This window comes from Variovorax sp. WDL1, from assembly GCF_001541225.1.
Lineage (GTDB): Bacteria > Pseudomonadota > Gammaproteobacteria > Burkholderiales > Burkholderiaceae_C > Variovorax.
In genome coordinates this window covers 77964-95721 of the sequence record NZ_LMTS01000004.1, presented here as the reverse complement: position 1 = coordinate 95721, position 17758 = coordinate 77964, and the positions used below count along the sequence as shown (strand labels likewise).

Below are 17758 nucleotides of genomic sequence, written 5' to 3'. Positions count from 1 at the left end.
GAGACCACGACATGTTCAAGAAAATCCTGATTGCGAACCGCGGCGAGATCGCCTGCCGGGTCATCAAGACCGCGAGAAAGATGGGCATCCTGACCGTTGCCGTCTATTCGGACGCCGACAAGGACGCACGCCACGTCGAGCTGGCCGACGAAGCCGTCCACATCGGCGCCTCGCCGAGTCGCGAGAGCTATCTTCAGGCCGATCGCATCATCGCGGCGTGCAAGAAGACCGGCGCCGAGGCGGTGCATCCCGGCTATGGCTTCCTGTCCGAGAACGAAGGCTTTGCGAAGAAGGTCGAGGAGGAGGGCATCGTCTTCATCGGCCCCAAGCACTACTCGATCGCCGCGATGGGCGACAAGATTGCCTCCAAGAAGCTCGCGAACGAGGCCAAGGTCAACACCATTCCCGGCTGGAACGACGCGATCGAGACGGCGGAGCGCGCGGTCGAGATCGCCCGTGATGTGGGCTACCCCGTGATGATCAAGGCCTCGGCCGGCGGTGGCGGCAAGGGCCTGCGCGTGGCCTACAACGACAAGGACGCCTTCGACGGCTTCACCTCCTGCCGCAACGAGGCGCGCAACAGCTTCGGTGACGACCGCGTGTTCATCGAGAAGTTCGTGGAGGAGCCGCGCCACATCGAGATCCAGGTGCTGGGCGACGCGCACGGCAACGTGATCTATCTGAACGAGCGCGAATGTTCGATCCAGCGCCGCCACCAGAAGGTGATCGAGGAGGCGCCCTCGCCCTTCATCAGCGAAGCCACGCGCAAGGCCATGGGCGAGCAGGCGGTGGCGCTCGCCAAGGCGGTGAACTACCAGAGCGCAGGCACGGTGGAATTCGTGGTCGGCAAGGACCAGAGCTTCTACTTCCTGGAGATGAACACTCGGCTGCAGGTGGAGCATCCGGTGACGGAAGCGATCACGGGGCTGGACCTGGTCGAGCTGATGATCCGCGTTGCCGCCGGCGAGAAGCTGCCGCTCGCGCAGAAGGACGTGAAACGCGAGGGCTGGGCCATCGAGTGCCGCATCAACGCGGAGGACCCGTTCCGGAACTTCCTGCCGTCGACCGGCCGCCTGGTGCGCTTCCAGCCGCCGAAGGAGACGATGTTCTCCGCAGACACCGAGCACTTGTACGGCGTGCGCGTCGACACCGGCGTCTACGATGGCGGCGAGATACCGATGTTCTACGACTCGATGATCGCCAAGCTGATCGTCCACGGTCGCGACCGCGCCCACGCCACCGCTCTGATGCGCGAGGCGCTCAATGGCTTCGTGATCCGCGGCATCAGCAGCAACATCCCCTTCCAGGCCGCGCTGCTGGCGCATCCGAAATTCGTGAGCGGGGCCTTCAATACCGGCTTCATCGCCGAGCACTACGGCAAGGGCTTCCGTGCCGAGGACGTCCCGCACGACGACCCGGACTTCCTGGTCGCGCTGGCGGCCTACATGCATCGGCGCTACCGCGCGCGGGCGTCGCGCATCAGCGGCCAGCTGGAGGGCCATGGGGTGAAGGTGGGCGAGCAGTTCGTGGTGGTCGTCCTCGATGCCAAGGGCGAGCATGTGCATCAGCCCGTGACAGTCACCGACTACCAGGGTACCTCGGGCTCAAGCGCGGTGATGGTGGGCGCGAACAGCTACAAGATCGAAAGCCAGGCGGCGCTGGGCAGCATCCGGGTCGAAGGCAGCGTCAACGGCCGGGGCTTCACAGCACAGGTCGAGCGCGGTGTCGGCAAGAACCCGTTGGCCTTGCGCATCGCGCACAACGGCAAGCAGATCGAGGCGATGGTGCTGTCGCCGCGGGGCTCGAGGCTGCTCAAGCTCATGCCCTACAAGGCACCGCCGGACCTCAGCAAGTTCCTGATGTCGCCGATGCCGGGGCTCCTGGTCGAAATCTCCGTGCAGCCGGGGCAGCAGGTGCAAGCCGGCGAAAAGCTTGCGGTGATCGAGGCGATGAAGATGGAGAACGTGCTCTTCGCCTCGCAGGACGGCGTGGTCGGCAGCATCTCGGCCGCCAAGGGCGAGTCGCTCGCGGTGGATCAGGTGATCCTGGAATTCGCGTGAAGGAGGCCCTCGAATGAACACGTCGCAAGAGCGCCCCTTCAAGGTGCTGGGCATCCAGCAGATCGCGATCGGCGGGCCGGACAAGATGCGGCTGCGGATGCTGTGGATCGAGATGCTGGGACTGGAAGTCACCGGCAGCTTCAGCAGCGAGCGCGAGAACGTCGACGAGGACATCTGCGCGATCGGCAGCGGTCCCTTCAAGGTCGAGGTCGACCTGATGCAGCCGCTGGATCCTGACAAGAAGCCGGCTGTGCACGCCACGCCGCTCAATCACGTGGGCCTGTGGATCGACGATCTGCCCGCCGCGGTCGGCTGGCTCACGGCTCAGGGGGTGCGCTTCGCGCCGGGCGGCATCCGCAAGGGCGCTGCCGGCTTCGACATCTGCTTCCTGCATCCCAAGGGCAACGAGGAGTCGCCGATCTCGGGCGAAGGGGTGCTGATCGAGCTGGTGCAGGCCCCACCTGAAGTCGTGACGGCCTTCGCGGCGCTGGCCGCGGGCTGACGCTTCAGGCGCCTGGGCGGCGCCAGACGGCCAGCGTCGCGGCCAGCAGCCACATGCCCGCCGCGCAGCCGCGATTGAGCAGGCGCAGGCTGCGCCGCGAGAGCCAGCGTACGGCCTGCGAGCCGGCGGCGGCGTACCCGAGCATGACACACGTGTCGATGCCGATGAAGATGGCGCCGAGCACCGCGTATTGCGGCCCCTGCGAACCAGCGGTGTCGACGAACTGCGGCAGGAAGGCGGCGAAGAAGAGCAGGGTCTTCGGGTTCGACAGGGCCACCGTGAGGCTGCGCAGGAAAGCGGTGCGGCTGCCCAGGACATCGGCAGGCGATGCGGCGAGCGCCGCGTGGATGTCGATCGGCTGGCTGCGCCACATCTTGACGCCGAGCCAGACCAGGTAGGCGACGCCGGCCAGGCGGAGGGCGTTGAACAGCCACTCCGAGGCTGCGAGCAGCGAGCCCAGCCCCAGCGCCACCACGGCGATCAGGATGGCAGCCCCCAGCGATGCGCCCACGATGCCCCAGACCGCGGCGCGCATGCCGCCGGCGATGCCGTTGGACATCGCCAGCAGCATGGTGGGGCCGGGCGTGATTGCCAGCGCCACGGAGGCGATCATGTAGAGGAGCAGGGTGTCGAGCGTCACGGGCGTGCCTTGGAGTCGGTGCGCGATGCGGCAGCGGCACGTGCGCGCGCCAGCGCCGCTTCGATGATCGCGCGTTTGCGATCGGGCGCAGCGGCCTCGGGCGGCGCGACCGTGGAGGCCTCGTCGCCCTTGCCGTGGCGGCGGCGATGCGCCTCGTAGCGGCTGCGCGCTTCGTCAGCCTGCGCCTGCGACCAAGCCTGCCAGCCGCTGCGTCCCGGCGTGGCCACTTCGAGCGAGATGCAGTCCACCGGGCAGACGGGGATGCAGAGCTCGCAGCCGGTGCAGTGGGTTTCGATCACGGTATGCATGCGCTTGTGGATGCCCAGGATCGCGTCGGTCGGGCAGGCATCGAGGCACAGCGTGCAACCGATGCACCAGGCCTCGTCGATCACGGCCATCTTGCGGGCGCCCTCGGTGCCGAACTGCGGGTCGATCGGCCGAACCGGCTGGCCGGTCAGGCGCGACAAGCGCAGCACCCCTTCGGCGCCGCCCGGCGGGCATTGATGGATGCCGGCCTCGTCGGCTGCAATCGCCTCGGCGTAGCCCGTGCAATCGGCATAGCCGCAGCGCGTGCACTGCGTCTGCGGCAGCGCGTCCAGGATGCGCCGGGCCAGCGCGTTCACTGGCGGATCCTCGCGCTACCGCGCAGCGCCGCGCGCGCGGCGCGCCGGCGCGGACCGGCGCGCGACGGCGGGTTTCTTGGCCGCGGCGGCGGCCTTGATCGTGTCTTCCGCGGACACCCTGGGCCGCCCGGCGCGCTTCTGCGGCTTGTCGTAGGCGGCGATGAAGGCTTTCACCTCCGGGTAGACCTTGTCGCGCCAGCGGCGCCCGCTGAAGATGCCGTAGTGGCCCGCGCCCTTGACCTCGTAGTGCCGTTGGTGCTCCGGCGGGACGCCGGTGCACAGGTCGTGTGCGGCGCGCGTCTGCCCGGCGCCCGAGATGTCGTCCAACTCGCCTTCGACCGTGAGCACACCGGTCGAATGAATGTCCTGCGGACGAACGAGCTCTCGCGTGCCATCGGGGCTCTTCACCTCCCACGTGCCGTTGACAAGGTCGAAGTCCTGGAACACGGTACGGATGGTGTCCAGGTAATAGTCGGCATCCATGTCGAGCACGGCGTTGTACTCGTCGTAGAACTTGCGGTGCGCCTCCGCGCTGGCGTCATCGCCCTTGATCAGGTCCTTGAAGTAGTCGTAGTGGCTGCTGGCGTGACGGTCCGGATTCATCGCGACGAAGCCCGTGTGCTGCAGGAAGCCGGGGTACACCCGCCGCCCAACACCGGGGAAGCCCTCGGGCACGCGGTAGATCACGTTGTTCTCGAACCACTCGTAGCTCTTGTTCATCGCCAGGTTGTTGACCGCCGTCGGCGATTTCCGCGCATCGATGGGGCCGCCCATCATGGTCAGGGACAGCGGCACCTTGTCGCCGCGGCTGGCTATCAGCGAAACCGCCGCCAGCACCGGCACGGTGGGCTGGCACACGCTGATCACGTGGCAGTTGCCGTACTCGGCCTGCAAGTGGCGGATGAATTCCTCGATGTAGTTGATGTAGTCGTCCAGATGGAACTCGCCCTCGGACAGCGGCACGAGGCGGGCATTGACCCAATCGGTGATGTAGACCTTGTGGTCCTGAAGCATCGTGCGCACCGTGTCTCGCAGCAGCGTGGCGTAGTGGCCGGACAATGGCGCCACGATCAGCACGACGGGCTGCCCCTTGAGGGTCTGCAGGGTCTTGGGATCGTCGGTGAAGCGCTTGAAGCGGCGCAACTGGCAGAAAGGCTTCTCGATTTCGACGACTTCCTGAATAACAACGTCGTCGTCGTCCACATTTACCGTCTTGATGCCGAATTCCGGTTTCTCGTAGTCCTTGCCCAGTCGATAGAGCAGGTCGTACCCGGCTGCCATGCGCTGCGCCAGGGGCGTCTGGCCGAAAACGCCGCTTTGGGCGTAGAGCTTGGAAGCAGCTTGCGCGAAATCGGCAAAAGGCTCCATGAGGGAGCGTTGCGCTTCGTAGAGGTGGTAGAGCATGGGAATTGACAACAGATGTTGCAATGCAATATAGCAGTTGCGTCCCCGGACGTGTTAGAGGGTGCTGGGCAGGAGTGCGCAGGAGTGGACCGCAATTGCGCACCCAAGGAATCTCATAGCACCTTCGCGATGCTCTGGCAGACGTAGTCGATGTTCTTGCTGTTGAGGGCGGCCACGCACATGCGGCCGGTGTCGGTGCCGTATACGCCGAACTCCTGGCGCAGGCGCACCATCTGGTCCTTGCTGAGGCCCGAATAGCTGAACATGCCGATCTGGTCCGTGATGAAGTGCATGTCCTGCTTCACGCCGGCGGCCGCCAGGCCGTCGACCAGCTTGTGGCGCATCAGCTTGATGCGGTCGCGCATCTCGCCGAGCTCCTTTTCCCAAAGGGTGCGCAGCTCGGGCGTGCCCAGCACGGTTGCAACCACGGCGCCGCCGTGCGTGGGCGGGTTGCTGTAGTTGGTGCGAATCGCGATCTTGAGTTGGCTCAGCACGCGGCCCGCTTCTTCCTTGCTCTCGCAGAGTACGGAAAGGGCACCCACGCGCTCGCCGTACAGGCTGAAGCTCTTGGAGAAGGAGGTCGAAACGAGGAAGTTCAGACCGGCGGCGACGAACTTTCCGATTGCCGCGCCGTCTTCCTGGATCCCGTAGCCGAAACCCTGGTAAGCCATGTCGAGAAAGGCGACCAGCTTCTTCTCCTGGACGGCGGCAACCACCTGATCCCACTGGTCGGCGCGGATGTCGTAGCCCGTCGGGTTGTGGCAGCAGGCGTGCAGCACGACGATGGTTCCGGCCGGCGCGGCGTTCAGCGCGCCCAGCATGCCGTCGAAGTCGATGCCGCGCTTGGCGGCGTCGTAATACGGGTATTCCTCGACGACGAAGCCGGCGTTGGTGAAGAGGGCGCGGTGGTTTTCCCAGCTCGGGTTGCTGATCAGCACCTTCGCCTTGGGGTTGAGCTTCTTGAGGAAATCGGCGCCAACTTTCAGGCCGCCTGTGCCGCCGATGCCCTGGATAGTGGCAACGCGGCCGGCCTTCACGGGTTCGCTGTCGGGGCCGAAGACCAAACCCTTCACCGCCTCGTCGTAGGCGGCAATGCCGTCGATGGGCAGGTAGCCGCGCGCCTTGGGTGCCTTGATCATGTCCTGCTCGACCGCCTGCACACAGCGAAGCAGGGGGAGCTTGCCGTTGTCGTCGTAATAGACGCCGACACCGAGGTTGACCTTGTTGGGATTGCTGTCGGCGGCGAATTGCTCGTTGAGGCCCAGGATCGGGTCGCGCGGCGCCATTTCGACGGCGGTGAACATTGACATGGAAGAAAGTCCTTTGGTGATGCGATTCGCGCCCGTTGCATCCGGGTTTGCGCCATGGCTCGCGGGTCGGTTAGCCTCACGAGTTCGCTTGAATTTTACCGGCCGAGCCGCACCTCCCCTGGACGCCATGCCTGAAATCACCGAAGTCATTCCGGATCGGCCCGAAGCCGAGCCCGTCGGCCCCGTCAAGCCGGGCGAATTCATCCGCTTCCCGGACTCGCCCTTCGAGCTCTACCAGCCCTATCCGCCGGCGGGCGATCAGCCCGGCGCGATCAAGGGCCTGGTCGAGGGCGTGCGCGACGGCGAGGTCTACCAGACCCTGCTGGGCGTGACCGGCTCGGGCAAGACCTTCACCATGGCCAACGTGATCGCCCGGCTCGGCCGCCCGGCGATCGTGTTCGCGCCCAACAAGACGCTGGCGGCGCAGCTCTACAGCGAGTTTCGCGAGTTCTTCCCGAAGAACGCCGTCGAGTACTTCGTGAGCTACTACGATTACTACCAGCCCGAGGCCTACGTGCCGCAACGCGACCTGTTCATCGAGAAGGACAGTTCGATCAACGAGCACATCGAGCAGATGCGCCTGTCGGCCACCAAGAGCGTTCTGGAGCGCCGAGACACCGTGATCGTCGCTACTGTGAGCGCGATCTACGGCATCGGTACGCCCGAGGACTACACCCAGATGCGTTTCATCATGCGCACGGGGGACAAGATCGGCCAGCGCGACGTGATCTCGCGATTGATCCGCATGCAGTACACGCGCAACGAGCAGGACTTTGCGCGCGGTACCTTCCGGGTGCGCGGCGACACCATCGACGTGTTCCCGGCGGAGCACAGCGAGTTGGCAATCCGCATCGAGCTGTTCGACGATGAGATCGAGACGCTGCAGCTCTTCGATCCGCTGACCGGGCGCATCCGGCAGAAGATCCCGCGCTTCACCGTCTATCCGTCCAGTCATTACGTGACCCCGCGCGACAAGGTGCTGACTGCTGTCGAAACGATCAAGATCGAGCTCGACCAGCGGCTAAAGGAACTGGTGGGCGCGGGCAAGCTGGTCGAGGCCCAGCGGCTCGAGCAGCGCACGCGGTTCGACCTGGAGATGCTGGCCGAGATCGGCCACTGCAAGGGCATCGAGAACTACACGCGCCATCTCTCGGGAGCCGCACCGGGCCAGCCGCCAGCCACGCTGACCGACTACCTGCCGAAGGACGCGCTCATGTTCCTCGACGAGAGTCACCAGATGATCGGCCAGCTGGGCGGCATGTACAACGGCGACCGGGCCCGCAAGACCACGCTGGTCGAGTATGGCTTTCGCCTGCCCTCGGCGCTGGACAACCGTCCGCTCAAGTTCGACGAGTTCGAGACCCGCATGCGGCAGTGCATCTTCGTGTCCGCCACGCCGGCGCAGTACGAGATGGACCATGCCGGCAACGTGGTCGAGCAGTTGGTGCGGCCGACCGGTTTGATCGACCCGGAGGTCGAGGTCCGCCCCGCCACCCACCAGGTGGACGACGTGTTGCAGGAGATCCGGCTGCGCGTCGACAAGAACGAGCGCGTGTTGATCACCACGCTGACCAAGCGCATGGCCGAGCAACTGACCGACTACCTCGGCGACAACGGCGTCAAGGTGCGCTACCTGCACAGCGATATCGATACGGTCGAGCGGGTGGAGATCCTGCGCGATCTTCGGCTCGGCACCTTCGACGTCCTGGTCGGCATCAACCTGCTGCGCGAAGGCCTGGACATTCCCGAGGTTTCGCTGGTCGCCATCCTCGATGCCGACAAGGAAGGCTTCCTGCGCGCCGAGCGCTCGCTGATCCAGACCATCGGCCGGGCTGCCCGCAACATGAACGGCAAGGCCATCCTGTATGCCGACCGCATGACCGAGTCGATGAAAAAGGCCATCGGGGAGACCGAGCGGCGCCGGGCGCGGCAGATCGCCTACAACCAAGCCCACGGCATCACGCCGCGCAGTATCGTCAAGCAGGTGCGGGACCTGATCGACGGTGTGTACAGCGAGAAGGCCGGCAAGGAAGCCGCCAAGCGCGAGCTCGAGCGGGCCTTGGTCGAGGACATGTCGGAGAAGGACATGGCCCGGGAGATCAAGCGGCTGGAAAAGCTGATGCTCGAACATGCGCGCAACCTCGAGTTCGAGAAGGCGGCGCGGGTGCGCGATCAATTGGCACAGCTGCGGGAGCAGGCCTTCGGCGCCCCCGGCAAGGACAACATTGCGCTCTGAGTGCCCGCAACAGCGCACCGCCAGAGGCCCTGTCGGCCTGCAATCGGGTTTACCCGAGCAGACCGGAGGGCCTTCTGTTATACTTGAGCGAAATAGTCAGGCAAAAAGAACTTCGCGATGAAGGACCGGCTCTTACCGATGGGATCACCAGCGGAAGCGGGGCCGGGAAGGGCGGAGACGGCGTCACCAAAGCCCACAACGCCGAGGTGTCTTTTCAACGGTAAGCACTCATAGGAGCTTGCGATGCGTCTCACAACCAAAGGCCGTTTTGCGGTCACAGCCATGATCGACCTGGCATTGCGCCAGAACACCGGTCCGGTCACTCTGGCCGCAATCAGCCAGCGGCAGCAGATCTCGCTGTCGTACCTGGAGCAGCTCTTCGGCAAGCTTCGCCGGCACGAACTGGTCGAATCGACCCGTGGCCCCGGCGGCGGTTATTCACTGGGTCGCAAGGCATCGGAAATCACCGTGGCCGACATCATCGTTTCCGTCGATGAGCCCATCGACGCTACGCAATGTGGCGGCAAGGAAAACTGCCTGGGCGAGGCCGGCCGTTGCATGACCCACGAACTCTGGGCATCCCTGAACCAGCGCATGGTCGAATTCCTGGATTCCGTGACCCTGCAAAAGTTGGTAGACGACCAGATCGCAAAGGGCGTGCAGATCGAGAACAAGCCGGCCGTCAAGCGGGCGATCTCGAGCCAGCCTGTGGTGAAGCCGATCCGGGTCAATGCGCCCAATTCGGTGTTCGCCCTCGGCAATGCCTTCGCCAAGTCCTGATCCGGCGGCGCCACACGGCGCCGCATCGAAGAAATCCCAGAGAACGTCAACCCCACGCCAGCCCGAGCCAGCCATGGATGTCACGCCCCATTTCCCGATCTATCTCGACTACGGTGCCACGACGCCGGTCGACCCGCGCGTGGTCGACGCGATGATCCCCTGGCTGCGCGAGCACTTCGGCAATCCGGCATCACGCAGCCACGCCTGGGGCTGGGAAGCGGAAGAGGCAGTGGAGAAGGCGCGCACCGAGGTGGCCGACCTGATCGGCGCCGATCCGCGCGAGATTGTCTGGACTTCGGGCGCCACCGAGTCGAACAACCTGGCGCTCAAGGGCGCAGCCCATTTCTACAAGGGCAAGGGCAAGCACCTGATCACGGTCAAGACCGAGCACAAGGCGGTGCTCGACACCATGCGCGAGCTCGAGCGTCAGGGCTTCGAGGTGACCTACATGGACGTGCAGGAAAACGGACTGCTCGACCTGGACGCCTTTAAGACCGCGATCCGCCCCGACACCATTCTTGCGAGCGTGATGTTCGTGAATAACGAGATCGGCGTCATCCAGGACGTCGTGGCACTGGGCACCATCTGCCGCGAGAAGGGCGTGATCTTCCACGTCGATGCGGCGCAGGCAACTGGCAAGGTCGAGATCGACGTCAAGATACTCCCAATCGACCTCATGAGCCTGGCTTCGCACAAGACCTACGGTCCCAAGGGCATCGGTGCCCTGTACGTGCGCCGCAAGCCGCGCGTTCGGCTGGAAGCCCAGATGCACGGCGGCGGCCACGAGCGTGGCATGCGCTCGGGCACACTGCCCACCCATCAGATAGTCGGGATGGGCGAGGCCTTCCGCATCGCCAAGCTCGAGATGAAGCAGGACATCGCCAAGGCGCGCGCACTGCAGCAGCGCCTGCTCGACGGCCTGAAGGACGTCGACCAGGTCTTCATCAACGGCGACCTCGAGCGCCGCGTCCCGCACAACCTCAACATGAGCTTCAACTATGTCGAGGGCGAGTCGCTGATCATGGGCATCAAGGGCCTCGCGGTGTCGAGCGGCTCGGCCTGCACCTCGGCCAGCCTGGAGCCCAGCTATGTGTTGCGCGCGCTCGGGCGCAGCGACGAGCTTGCACACAGCAGCCTGCGCATGACCATCGGTCGCTTCACCACGGAAGAAGAGATCGACTACGCGGTCTCGACCATCAAGCACAACGTCGCCAAGCTCCGTGAACTGAGCCCGCTGTGGGAGATGTTCCAGGATGGCATCGACATCAGCACGATCCAGTGGTCGGCACATTGAACAAAGATTGAGAGGTACCCCATGGCATATTCATCCAAGGTCATTGATCACTATGAAAATCCCCGCAACGTCGGGTCCTTTGAAAAGGGCGACGATTCGGTGGGCACGGGCATGGTCGGTGCGCCGGCGTGCGGCGACGTCATGAAGCTGCAGATCAAGGTCAACGCAAAGACGGGCGTCATCGAAGACGCGCGCTTCAAGACCTACGGCTGCGGCTCGGCGATCGCATCCTCCTCGCTGGTGACCGAGTGGGTCAAGGGCAAGACGCTCGAAGAGGCGGCCGCGCTCAAGAACGCGCAGATCGCCGAGGAGCTGGCGCTGCCCCCTGTCAAGATCCATTGCTCGATCCTGGCGGAAGACGCCATAAAGGCCGCCGTCAACGACTACAAGGCCAAGCGCGGCGCTGCCGTCACGGCGACGGAAGCCGCTCACTGATATGGACTGCCGCGCTCTTCACTTCGTGTATTCGCCGCCCTCCGAGGCGGAGCTCGCCCCCCTAGGGGCGGCTCGGCGGGAGGCCTGACATGGCGGTAACCCTGACCGAAGCTGCCGCCCGCCACGTCACCCGCTACCTCGGAAAGCGAGGCAAGGGGGTGGGCGTACGGCTGGGCGTCAAGACCACGGGCTGCTCGGGGCTGGCCTACAGGCTCGAGTACGTGGACGAGCTGGCGCCTGAAGACGTGGTCTTCGAGGACCATGGCGTGAAGGTGCTGGTCGACCCCAAGAGCCTCGCCTATATCGACGGTACGCAGCTCGACTTCGTTCGCGAGGGACTGAACGAGGGTTTCAAGTTCAACAACCCGAACGAGCGCGACCGCTGCGGTTGCGGCGAGAGCTTCCGTATCTGACTTTCCAACGGCTTCCCGTCCAAGCCGCCACCACCCGGTCATGGGCTGGCGGCTTTTTGACGCCATGAACCTGAACGACACCGATTTCGAACTCTTCGCCACGCCGGCGAACTTTGCGCAGGACCGCGCCGTGCTCGACGCCCGCTGGAAGGAACTGCAGCGCGAAGCACACCCCGACCGCTTCGCAGCCCAGGGCCCCGCGGCGCAGCGCGTGGCCATGCAGTGGTCGGTGCGCATCAACGAGGCCTACCAGCGGCTGAAGGATCCGATCAAGAGGGCGAGCTACCTGTGCGCGCTGAACGGCCATCCGATAGATGCCGAGAAGAACACCGCAATGCCGGCCGATTTCCTGATGCAGCAAATGGAATGGCGCGAGGAGCTCGACGAGGCGCGGGATGCCGCTGCGTTCGACAAGCTGCGCGCGGAGGTCGATGCCGCACGTGCACGCGCTCTCTCCTCGCTGGACTGGCTGATCGACGAAAAGGGCGACCATGCCGAGGCCGCGAAGCAGGTGAGAGCCCTCATGTTCATCGAGCGCTTTGCCGAGGACATCGAAGCCAAGTCCGAAGCGTGGGGACAATAGCGCCATGGCATTGCTGCAGATTTCAGAACCTGGCCAAGCGCCCGATCCGCACCAGCGGCGCATCGCGGTGGGCATCGACCTGGGGACCACCCACTCGCTGGTGGCTGCCGTGCGCAACGGTGTGGCCGAGTGCCTGCCGGATGCCGAGGGACGCGTACTCCTCCCTTCCGCCGTGCGTTACCTCGACAAGGACCGCAGGCAGATCGGCTTCGAGGCGCTGGCCGCGCGCGCGACCGATCCGTCCAATGTCATCACCTCGGTGAAGCGCCTGATGGGTCGCGGTGTGCAGGACGTCGCCAACCGTGAGGCCATGGCGTACCGGCTGGCCGGCGATGCAGGCATGGTCCAGGTGCAGACGGCGGCCGGTTCAAAGTCGCCGGTCGAGGTAAGCGCCGAGATCCTGGCGACCCTGCGCTACCGCGCGGAGGACACCTTCGACGACGAGCTCTACGGCGCCGTGATCACGGTACCCGCCTACTTCGATGAAGGCCAGCGCCAAGCGACCAAGGACGCGGCCCAACTCGCCGGCATCAACCTGCTGCGCCTGATCAGCGAGCCGACCGCGGCAGCGATTGCCTACGGCCTCGACAACGAGAGCGAGGGCGTCTATGCGGTCTACGACCTCGGTGGCGGCACTTTCGACATCTCGATCCTGCGCCTGACCCAAGGCGTCTTCGAGGTCATTGCCACCGGCGGCGACTCGGCGCTCGGAGGGGACGACTACGACCACGCGCTGGCGGATTTCGCGCTGGCGCAGACCGGGTTCGAGGTTCGAGGCGATGCGGACAAGGCCGCGCTGCTCGTTGCGGCGCGCGCCACGAAGGAAGCGCTGTCTGCCGCGGACAGGGCCACCTTCTCGGCCGCGCTGGCTGGTGGCGGGCTACAGCGAGAGGTCTCGCGCGTGCAATTCGAAGCCGCGACCGCAGGCCTGACCGCACGCACCATCGCCGCGGTGCGCAAGGCGCTGCGCGATGCCCGTCTTCAACCGGCCGACCTGCAGGGCATCGTGCTGGTCGGCGGGGCGACCCGCATGCCGCAGATCAGGCGCGCCGTGGCCGAGTTCTTCGGCCGCGAGCCGCTGACCAACCTGAACCCCGACGAGGTCGTCGCGCTGGGCGCTGCGATCCAGGCGAACCAGCTGGCGGGCAATGGCGGCACGGACGATCTGCTGCTGCTCGACGTGATTCCGCTGTCGCTCGGCATCGAGACCATGGGCGGACTGGTCGAGCGCATCGTCCCACGCAACCAGACCATCCCGACCGCGATGGCCCAGGACTTCACGACCTACCAGGACGGTCAGACCGCGCTGGCGCTGCACGTCGTGCAGGGCGAGCGCGATCTCGTCGCCGACTGCCGCAGCCTCGCGCGCTTCGAGCTGCGCGGCATCCCGCCGATGACCGCAGGGGCCGCGCGCATCCGCGTCACCTTCACTGTCGATGCCGATGGCCTGCTCAGCGTCAGTGCCAAGGAGCTGGGCAGCGGCGTGGAGGCGAGCGTGGCGGTCAAGCCTTCCTATGGCCTGTCCGACGACCAGATCGCAACGATGCTGCAGGACAGCTTCTCCACCGCGCAGCAGGACATGCAGGCGCGCGCGCTGGTCGAGGCGCGCGTGGACGCCGACCGTATGCTGCTGGCCACGCAGAGCGCACTCGATGCCGACGCAGACTTGCTCGATGTCGAGAGCCGCCAGGCCATCGAGGCGCTGATGAACGCATTGCGGGCTGCGCGCTCTGCTGGCGATGCAGCTGTCATTGAAGCCGCGACCCAGGCCCTGGCCGACGGCACCGAAGCCTTCGCCGCGGCGCGCATGAATGCAGGCATTGCGCGCGCGCTCGCGGGCCGGCAGATCGAATCCCTCTAGAAGCCCCAATGCCCACGATCAAGATCCTCCCCCACGCCGAGTACTGCCCCGAGGGCGCCGAGATCAACGCGCCTGCCGGCACCTCGATCTGCGAGGCGCTGCTCGAGAATCACATCGACATCGAGCACGCCTGCGAGATGAGCTGCGCCTGTACCACCTGCCATGTGATCGTGCGCAAGGGCTTCGAATCGCTCAACGAATCAGAGGAGGGCGAGGAAGACCTGCTCGATCGCGCCTGGGGTCTGGAGCCGCAATCGCGGCTCAGCTGCCAGGCGATACTTGCCCAGACCGACCTGACGGTCGAGATTCCCAAGTACTCGATCAATCACGCCAAAGAAAACCACTGATGACGCGCCAAATCGTTCTCGATACCGAAACCACGGGCCTTTCGGCCGAGAACGGCGACCGCATCATCGAACTGGGGTGCGTGGAGCTGTTCAACCGCAAGCTCACCGGCAACGACCTGCACATCTACTTCAATCCGGAGCGGGAGAGCCATGAGGATGCGCTCAAGGTGCACGGGCTGACGACCGACTTCCTGCGGGACAAGCCCAAGTTCGCGACGCTGGCGAACGACATCGTCGAGTACCTGCGCGATGCCGAGCTGATCATCCACAACGCGGCCTTCGACGTCGGCTTCCTCAACAAGGAGTTCGAACTCGCCGGGCTGCAGCCGCTGCGCAGCTTCGTCGGCGACGTGACCGACACGCTGGCCCTGGCGAAGGCGGTCTACCCCGGCAAACGCAATTCGCTTGACGCGCTGTGCGACCGCTTCGGCGTCGATCGCTCGAACCGGACCTTCCACGGCGCCAAGCTGGATGCGCAGCTGCTGGCCGACGTCTACATCAACCTGACGCGTGGCCAGGACGCGCTGCTCATCGACGTCGCGGCCAACGAGCCGGTGCAGGGCGCGGTCGTGGTGGTCGATCTGCGCAGCTTCATCCTGCCAGTGTTGACGGCTGCCGATCACGAGCTTGCGGCGCATGAGGAGCTCCTGCTGCAGCTCGACAAGGCCAGCAACGGCCGCACGATTTTTCGGCAAGCGGCCGAAAATGCTATGGCATAATCGCAGGCTTCGCGCCAACCGGCGCTGAAAGATTCCACCCGGTGCGATGCGCACGTCGTCGTATCGGGAGGGGCGGTTAGCTCAGGGGTAGAGCACAGCATTCACACTGCTGGGGTCGGAGGTTCGAAGCCTCCACCGCCCACCAACTTCCTTTTCCTTCTTCTTTTCTGCAGGCTTGTCGGCGGGTACCGACGCATACTGCGGCTCCGCGCCGCTTGCATCGGGCCCCAAGTCTTCGTAGAACGGCGCTGTAAGGAGAAAGTCCATGGCCACCAGCCCCGATCTTCCGCCGCCCATTACCTCGGATCCGCCCGACGTACCGGAGTTGCCTGTAGAGCCCGACGAGGGCCCCGGCACACCGCCCGAGCCAACTGACCCAGAGCAACCCTTTTCGACCCAGCCGAAGTGATGCCGGAGCCCGGCTAAGCTCGCGGCATGGACGAATTCGATTGCGCTGTCATTGGCGCCGGTGTGGTGGGCTTGGCGGTCGCCCGCGCACTCGCCCTCGCGGGCCGTGAGGTCATCGTGCTGGAAGCCGAGGGCGCCATCGGCACCGGCACGAGTTCACGCAACAGCGAGGTGATCCACGCCGGCATCTACTATCCCGAGGGCTCGCTCAAGGCGCGACTGTGCGTCGAGGGCAAGCAAATGCTCTACGAGTACCTGGGCCAGCGGGAGCTGCCGCATCGGCGCTGCGGCAAGTTGATCGTGGCTACCTTGCCGGCCCAGGTCCCGGCGCTGAGACTGTTCGCCGCACAGGCCGCCGCCAATGGCGTTCACGACCTGGTCATGCTGACGCGCGAACAGGCGCGTGCGATGGAGCCACAACTGGAGTGTGTCGCCGCGCTGCATTCGCCGAGCACGGGTATCGTCGACAGCCATGCGTTGATGCTGAGCTTGCAAGGCGATCTGGAGGGCGCTGGCGGCATGTTGGCGCTCAAGTCGCCGGTGGCGCGCGCCCAGTGCGGCGAGGGCGCCATCATCCTCATCGCGGAGGATGGCACCGAGCTGCGCTGCCGCAGCGTCGTCAATGCTGCCGGCCTGGGTGCACCGGCGCTCGCGCGGCGCTTCGAGGGGCTGCCCGCGAGCACAGTCCCGGCTGCCCATTTCGCCAAGGGCAATTACTTCACGCTGACCGGTCGCGCACCCTTCAGCCGCCTGATCTACCCCGTGCCCGAAGCGGCCGGGCTTGGCGTGCATCTGACACTCGACCTTGGCGGGCAGGCCAAGTTCGGCCCTGATGTCGAGTGGGTCGACTCGCCTGGCGATCTGGTGGTCGACCCCCGGCGTGGCGAGGGCGTCTATGCCGAGGTGCGCAAGTACTGGCCGGCCCTGGCCGATGGAGCGCTCGTCCCGGGCTATGCCGGCATCCGGCCGAAGATCTCCGGCCCGGGGGAGCCAGCCCGCGATTTCCTGATCGAAGGCCCTGCGGCGCACGGCGTCGCGGGATTGGTCAACCTCTTCGGCATCGAGTCGCCAGGGCTCACCAGCAGCCTCTCGATCGGACACCATGTGGCGGCTTTGCTGCCCTAGGCCCGTGCGGGCATGTACCATGGGGATGCCACGCCACCGTCCGGCGTGAAGTCGCCGGCGCGGTGCCGGCGGGAATCACAGAGGGAAGATTTCAATGACTGCATCCTCCAACCTCGACGCGGCAGCGAATGCCGTGGCGGAAGACATTGCCAGCGACGTCCGCGGCGTGCTCTCCAGCAAGGAACTCGACACCTTGCCGCACATCAAGGCGCTGCGCCAGCGCATCGACAGCAAGCTGGCGATCGCGCGTGAACTCGCCGCCGAGAAGAGCAAGCTTGCGGCCAAGAAGGCGCGCGAGGCGGCCAGCACGGCCAATGCCTACGCGCATGACGAACCCTGGCAGATCGCCGGCGCCGCCCTGGCGGTGGGCGTGCTGGTGGGCCTGCTGCTTGGCCGCCGCTGAGCGCGCGCGGTCCTGTGCGTGCGGGGGGCTCGCATGAGACTGCTGTCCCTGTTCGGACTTGACAGGCGTTTGCGCCGGCTGCGCATCGCCGCCGGCGAGGGTGCCCTGGCGGCCGAGGACCGTGCAAAGCTGCTGAAGCTGGCATGGGACGAGGAGCGCCAGCGACTGCGGCTGGTGCTGGCCCTGGTGGTCGCGGTGATCGGGCTCACGACCGTGGCGGTGGCGCTGCTGTCGGTCGCGGTCGTGGTGCATTTCTGGGACACGCCGAATCGTGTCCCCGCTGCCTGGGCGGTGGCGGGGGTATGGATCGCGTTGTGGCTGCTGGCCGCCGTGGCGCTGATGAACACGCTGCGGCGAGCATCGACCGCTTTCGAACCCGCGCGCCGCGAATTCGAACGCGACTGGGAATGGGTGCAGGCGCATTTCAATGTGGGCGATGAAGACGAGAAGCCTGCGCGCGAGCCGCACCCTCTCACCCGCGAGGAACTGCTGGCACGCATCGCGCGCCAGCGCGAGCGAATCGCAACCCTCGAGGGCGCAGCACCGAAGGCCACCGAGGCGCCGCCTGCCGACGAGTCTGCCAGCGCTGCCGCGCTGCGGATTGCGCGCGAGCAC

18 protein-coding genes and 1 tRNA gene are annotated in these 17758 nt (G+C 65.7%); 15 read left to right on the top strand and 4 right to left on the bottom strand.

Annotated features, from left to right (window positions below):
- Positions 1-11: 11 nt before the first annotated feature.
- The gene (locus tag APY03_RS00520; protein ID WP_068672866.1) at positions 12-2060 is read left to right on the top strand and encodes an acetyl-CoA carboxylase biotin carboxylase subunit; all 2049 of its coding nucleotides are present in this window, start codon (positions 12-14) and stop codon (positions 2058-2060) included.
- A gap of 13 nt (positions 2061-2073) precedes the next feature.
- Entirely contained in the window at positions 2074-2562 is a 489-nt protein-coding gene (locus tag APY03_RS00515) for a VOC family protein (protein ID WP_068672864.1), read from the top strand.
- Positions 2563-2566: 4 nt separating this feature from the next.
- Here APY03_RS00515 and APY03_RS00510 read toward each other — a convergent pair whose 3' ends face one another.
- From APY03_RS00510 to APY03_RS00495, 4 genes are all read right to left on the bottom strand, one after another.
- Positions 2567-3202 carry a LysE family translocator gene (locus tag APY03_RS00510; RefSeq protein ID WP_068672862.1) on the bottom strand — a complete coding sequence of 212 codons (636 nt, stop codon included), beginning with the start codon at positions 3200-3202 and terminating at the stop codon, positions 2567-2569.
- On the bottom strand, positions 3199-3825 hold the full coding sequence (locus APY03_RS00505) for an RnfABCDGE type electron transport complex subunit B (RefSeq protein ID WP_068672859.1): 627 nt from the start codon (positions 3823-3825) through the stop codon (positions 3199-3201). The genes APY03_RS00510 and APY03_RS00505 overlap by 4 nt, the downstream gene beginning before the upstream one ends.
- 15 nt (positions 3826-3840) lie before the next feature.
- Positions 3841-5229, bottom strand: coding sequence for a polyhydroxyalkanoate depolymerase (locus APY03_RS00500; protein ID WP_068672857.1), 1389 nt, complete (start codon positions 5227-5229; stop codon positions 3841-3843).
- Positions 5230-5342: 113 nt separating this feature from the next.
- A complete protein-coding gene (locus tag APY03_RS00495) occupies positions 5343-6539 on the bottom strand; it encodes an amino acid aminotransferase (RefSeq protein WP_068672855.1) in 1197 nt (398 codons plus the stop codon).
- A 127-nt stretch (positions 6540-6666) separates the two neighbouring features.
- Between APY03_RS00495 and uvrB the strand changes: the two genes are divergently transcribed.
- The 13 genes from uvrB to APY03_RS00430 all read left to right on the top strand — a co-directional run.
- Positions 6667-8775 (top strand): excinuclease ABC subunit UvrB, encoded by a 2109-nt coding sequence (gene uvrB, locus APY03_RS00490; RefSeq protein ID WP_068672853.1) that lies wholly within the window; start codon positions 6667-6669, stop codon positions 8773-8775.
- A 243-nt stretch (positions 8776-9018) separates the two neighbouring features.
- A complete protein-coding gene (gene iscR / locus APY03_RS00485) occupies positions 9019-9555 on the top strand; it encodes a Fe-S cluster assembly transcriptional regulator IscR (protein WP_068672852.1) in 537 nt (178 codons plus the stop codon).
- Positions 9556-9628: 73 nt separating this feature from the next.
- The gene (locus tag APY03_RS00480) at positions 9629-10849 is read left to right on the top strand and encodes an IscS subfamily cysteine desulfurase (RefSeq protein WP_068672851.1); all 1221 of its coding nucleotides are present in this window, start codon (positions 9629-9631) and stop codon (positions 10847-10849) included.
- A 21-nt stretch (positions 10850-10870) separates the two neighbouring features.
- Complete coding sequence (gene iscU / locus APY03_RS00475; protein WP_068672845.1) at positions 10871-11284, top strand: Fe-S cluster assembly scaffold IscU; 414 nt, start codon at positions 10871-10873, stop codon at positions 11282-11284.
- Positions 11285-11373: 89 nt separating this feature from the next.
- Positions 11374-11697, top strand: coding sequence for an iron-sulfur cluster assembly protein IscA (iscA, locus tag APY03_RS00470; protein WP_068672844.1), 324 nt, complete (start codon positions 11374-11376; stop codon positions 11695-11697).
- A gap of 64 nt (positions 11698-11761) precedes the next feature.
- Complete coding sequence (gene hscB / locus APY03_RS00465) at positions 11762-12280, top strand: Fe-S protein assembly co-chaperone HscB (RefSeq protein ID WP_068673075.1); 519 nt, start codon at positions 11762-11764, stop codon at positions 12278-12280.
- 4 nt (positions 12281-12284) lie between these two features.
- On the top strand, positions 12285-14141 hold the full coding sequence (hscA, locus tag APY03_RS00460; protein ID WP_068672843.1) for a Fe-S protein assembly chaperone HscA: 1857 nt from the start codon (positions 12285-12287) through the stop codon (positions 14139-14141).
- 8 nt (positions 14142-14149) lie between these two features.
- Positions 14150-14488 carry an ISC system 2Fe-2S type ferredoxin gene (gene fdx / locus APY03_RS00455; RefSeq protein ID WP_068672841.1) on the top strand — a complete coding sequence of 113 codons (339 nt, stop codon included), beginning with the start codon at positions 14150-14152 and terminating at the stop codon, positions 14486-14488.
- Positions 14488-15207: a DNA polymerase III subunit epsilon gene (gene dnaQ, locus APY03_RS00450; protein ID WP_068672839.1), complete on the top strand. Its 720-nt coding sequence runs from the start codon at positions 14488-14490 to the stop codon at positions 15205-15207. The genes fdx and dnaQ overlap by 1 nt, the downstream gene beginning before the upstream one ends.
- Before the next feature lie 70 nt (positions 15208-15277).
- A tRNA-Val gene (locus tag APY03_RS00445) sits at positions 15278-15352 on the top strand.
- A 290-nt stretch (positions 15353-15642) separates the two neighbouring features.
- Positions 15643-16740, top strand: coding sequence for an NAD(P)/FAD-dependent oxidoreductase (locus tag APY03_RS00440; RefSeq protein WP_068672837.1), 1098 nt, complete (start codon positions 15643-15645; stop codon positions 16738-16740).
- A gap of 94 nt (positions 16741-16834) precedes the next feature.
- Positions 16835-17143, top strand: a complete 309-nt coding sequence (locus APY03_RS00435) for a glycine zipper domain-containing protein (protein WP_068672835.1) — start codon at positions 16835-16837, stop codon at positions 17141-17143.
- A gap of 33 nt (positions 17144-17176) precedes the next feature.
- The coding region (locus APY03_RS00430; protein ID WP_232324109.1) for a phage holin family protein at positions 17177-17758 on the top strand (582 nt) is incomplete at its 3' end.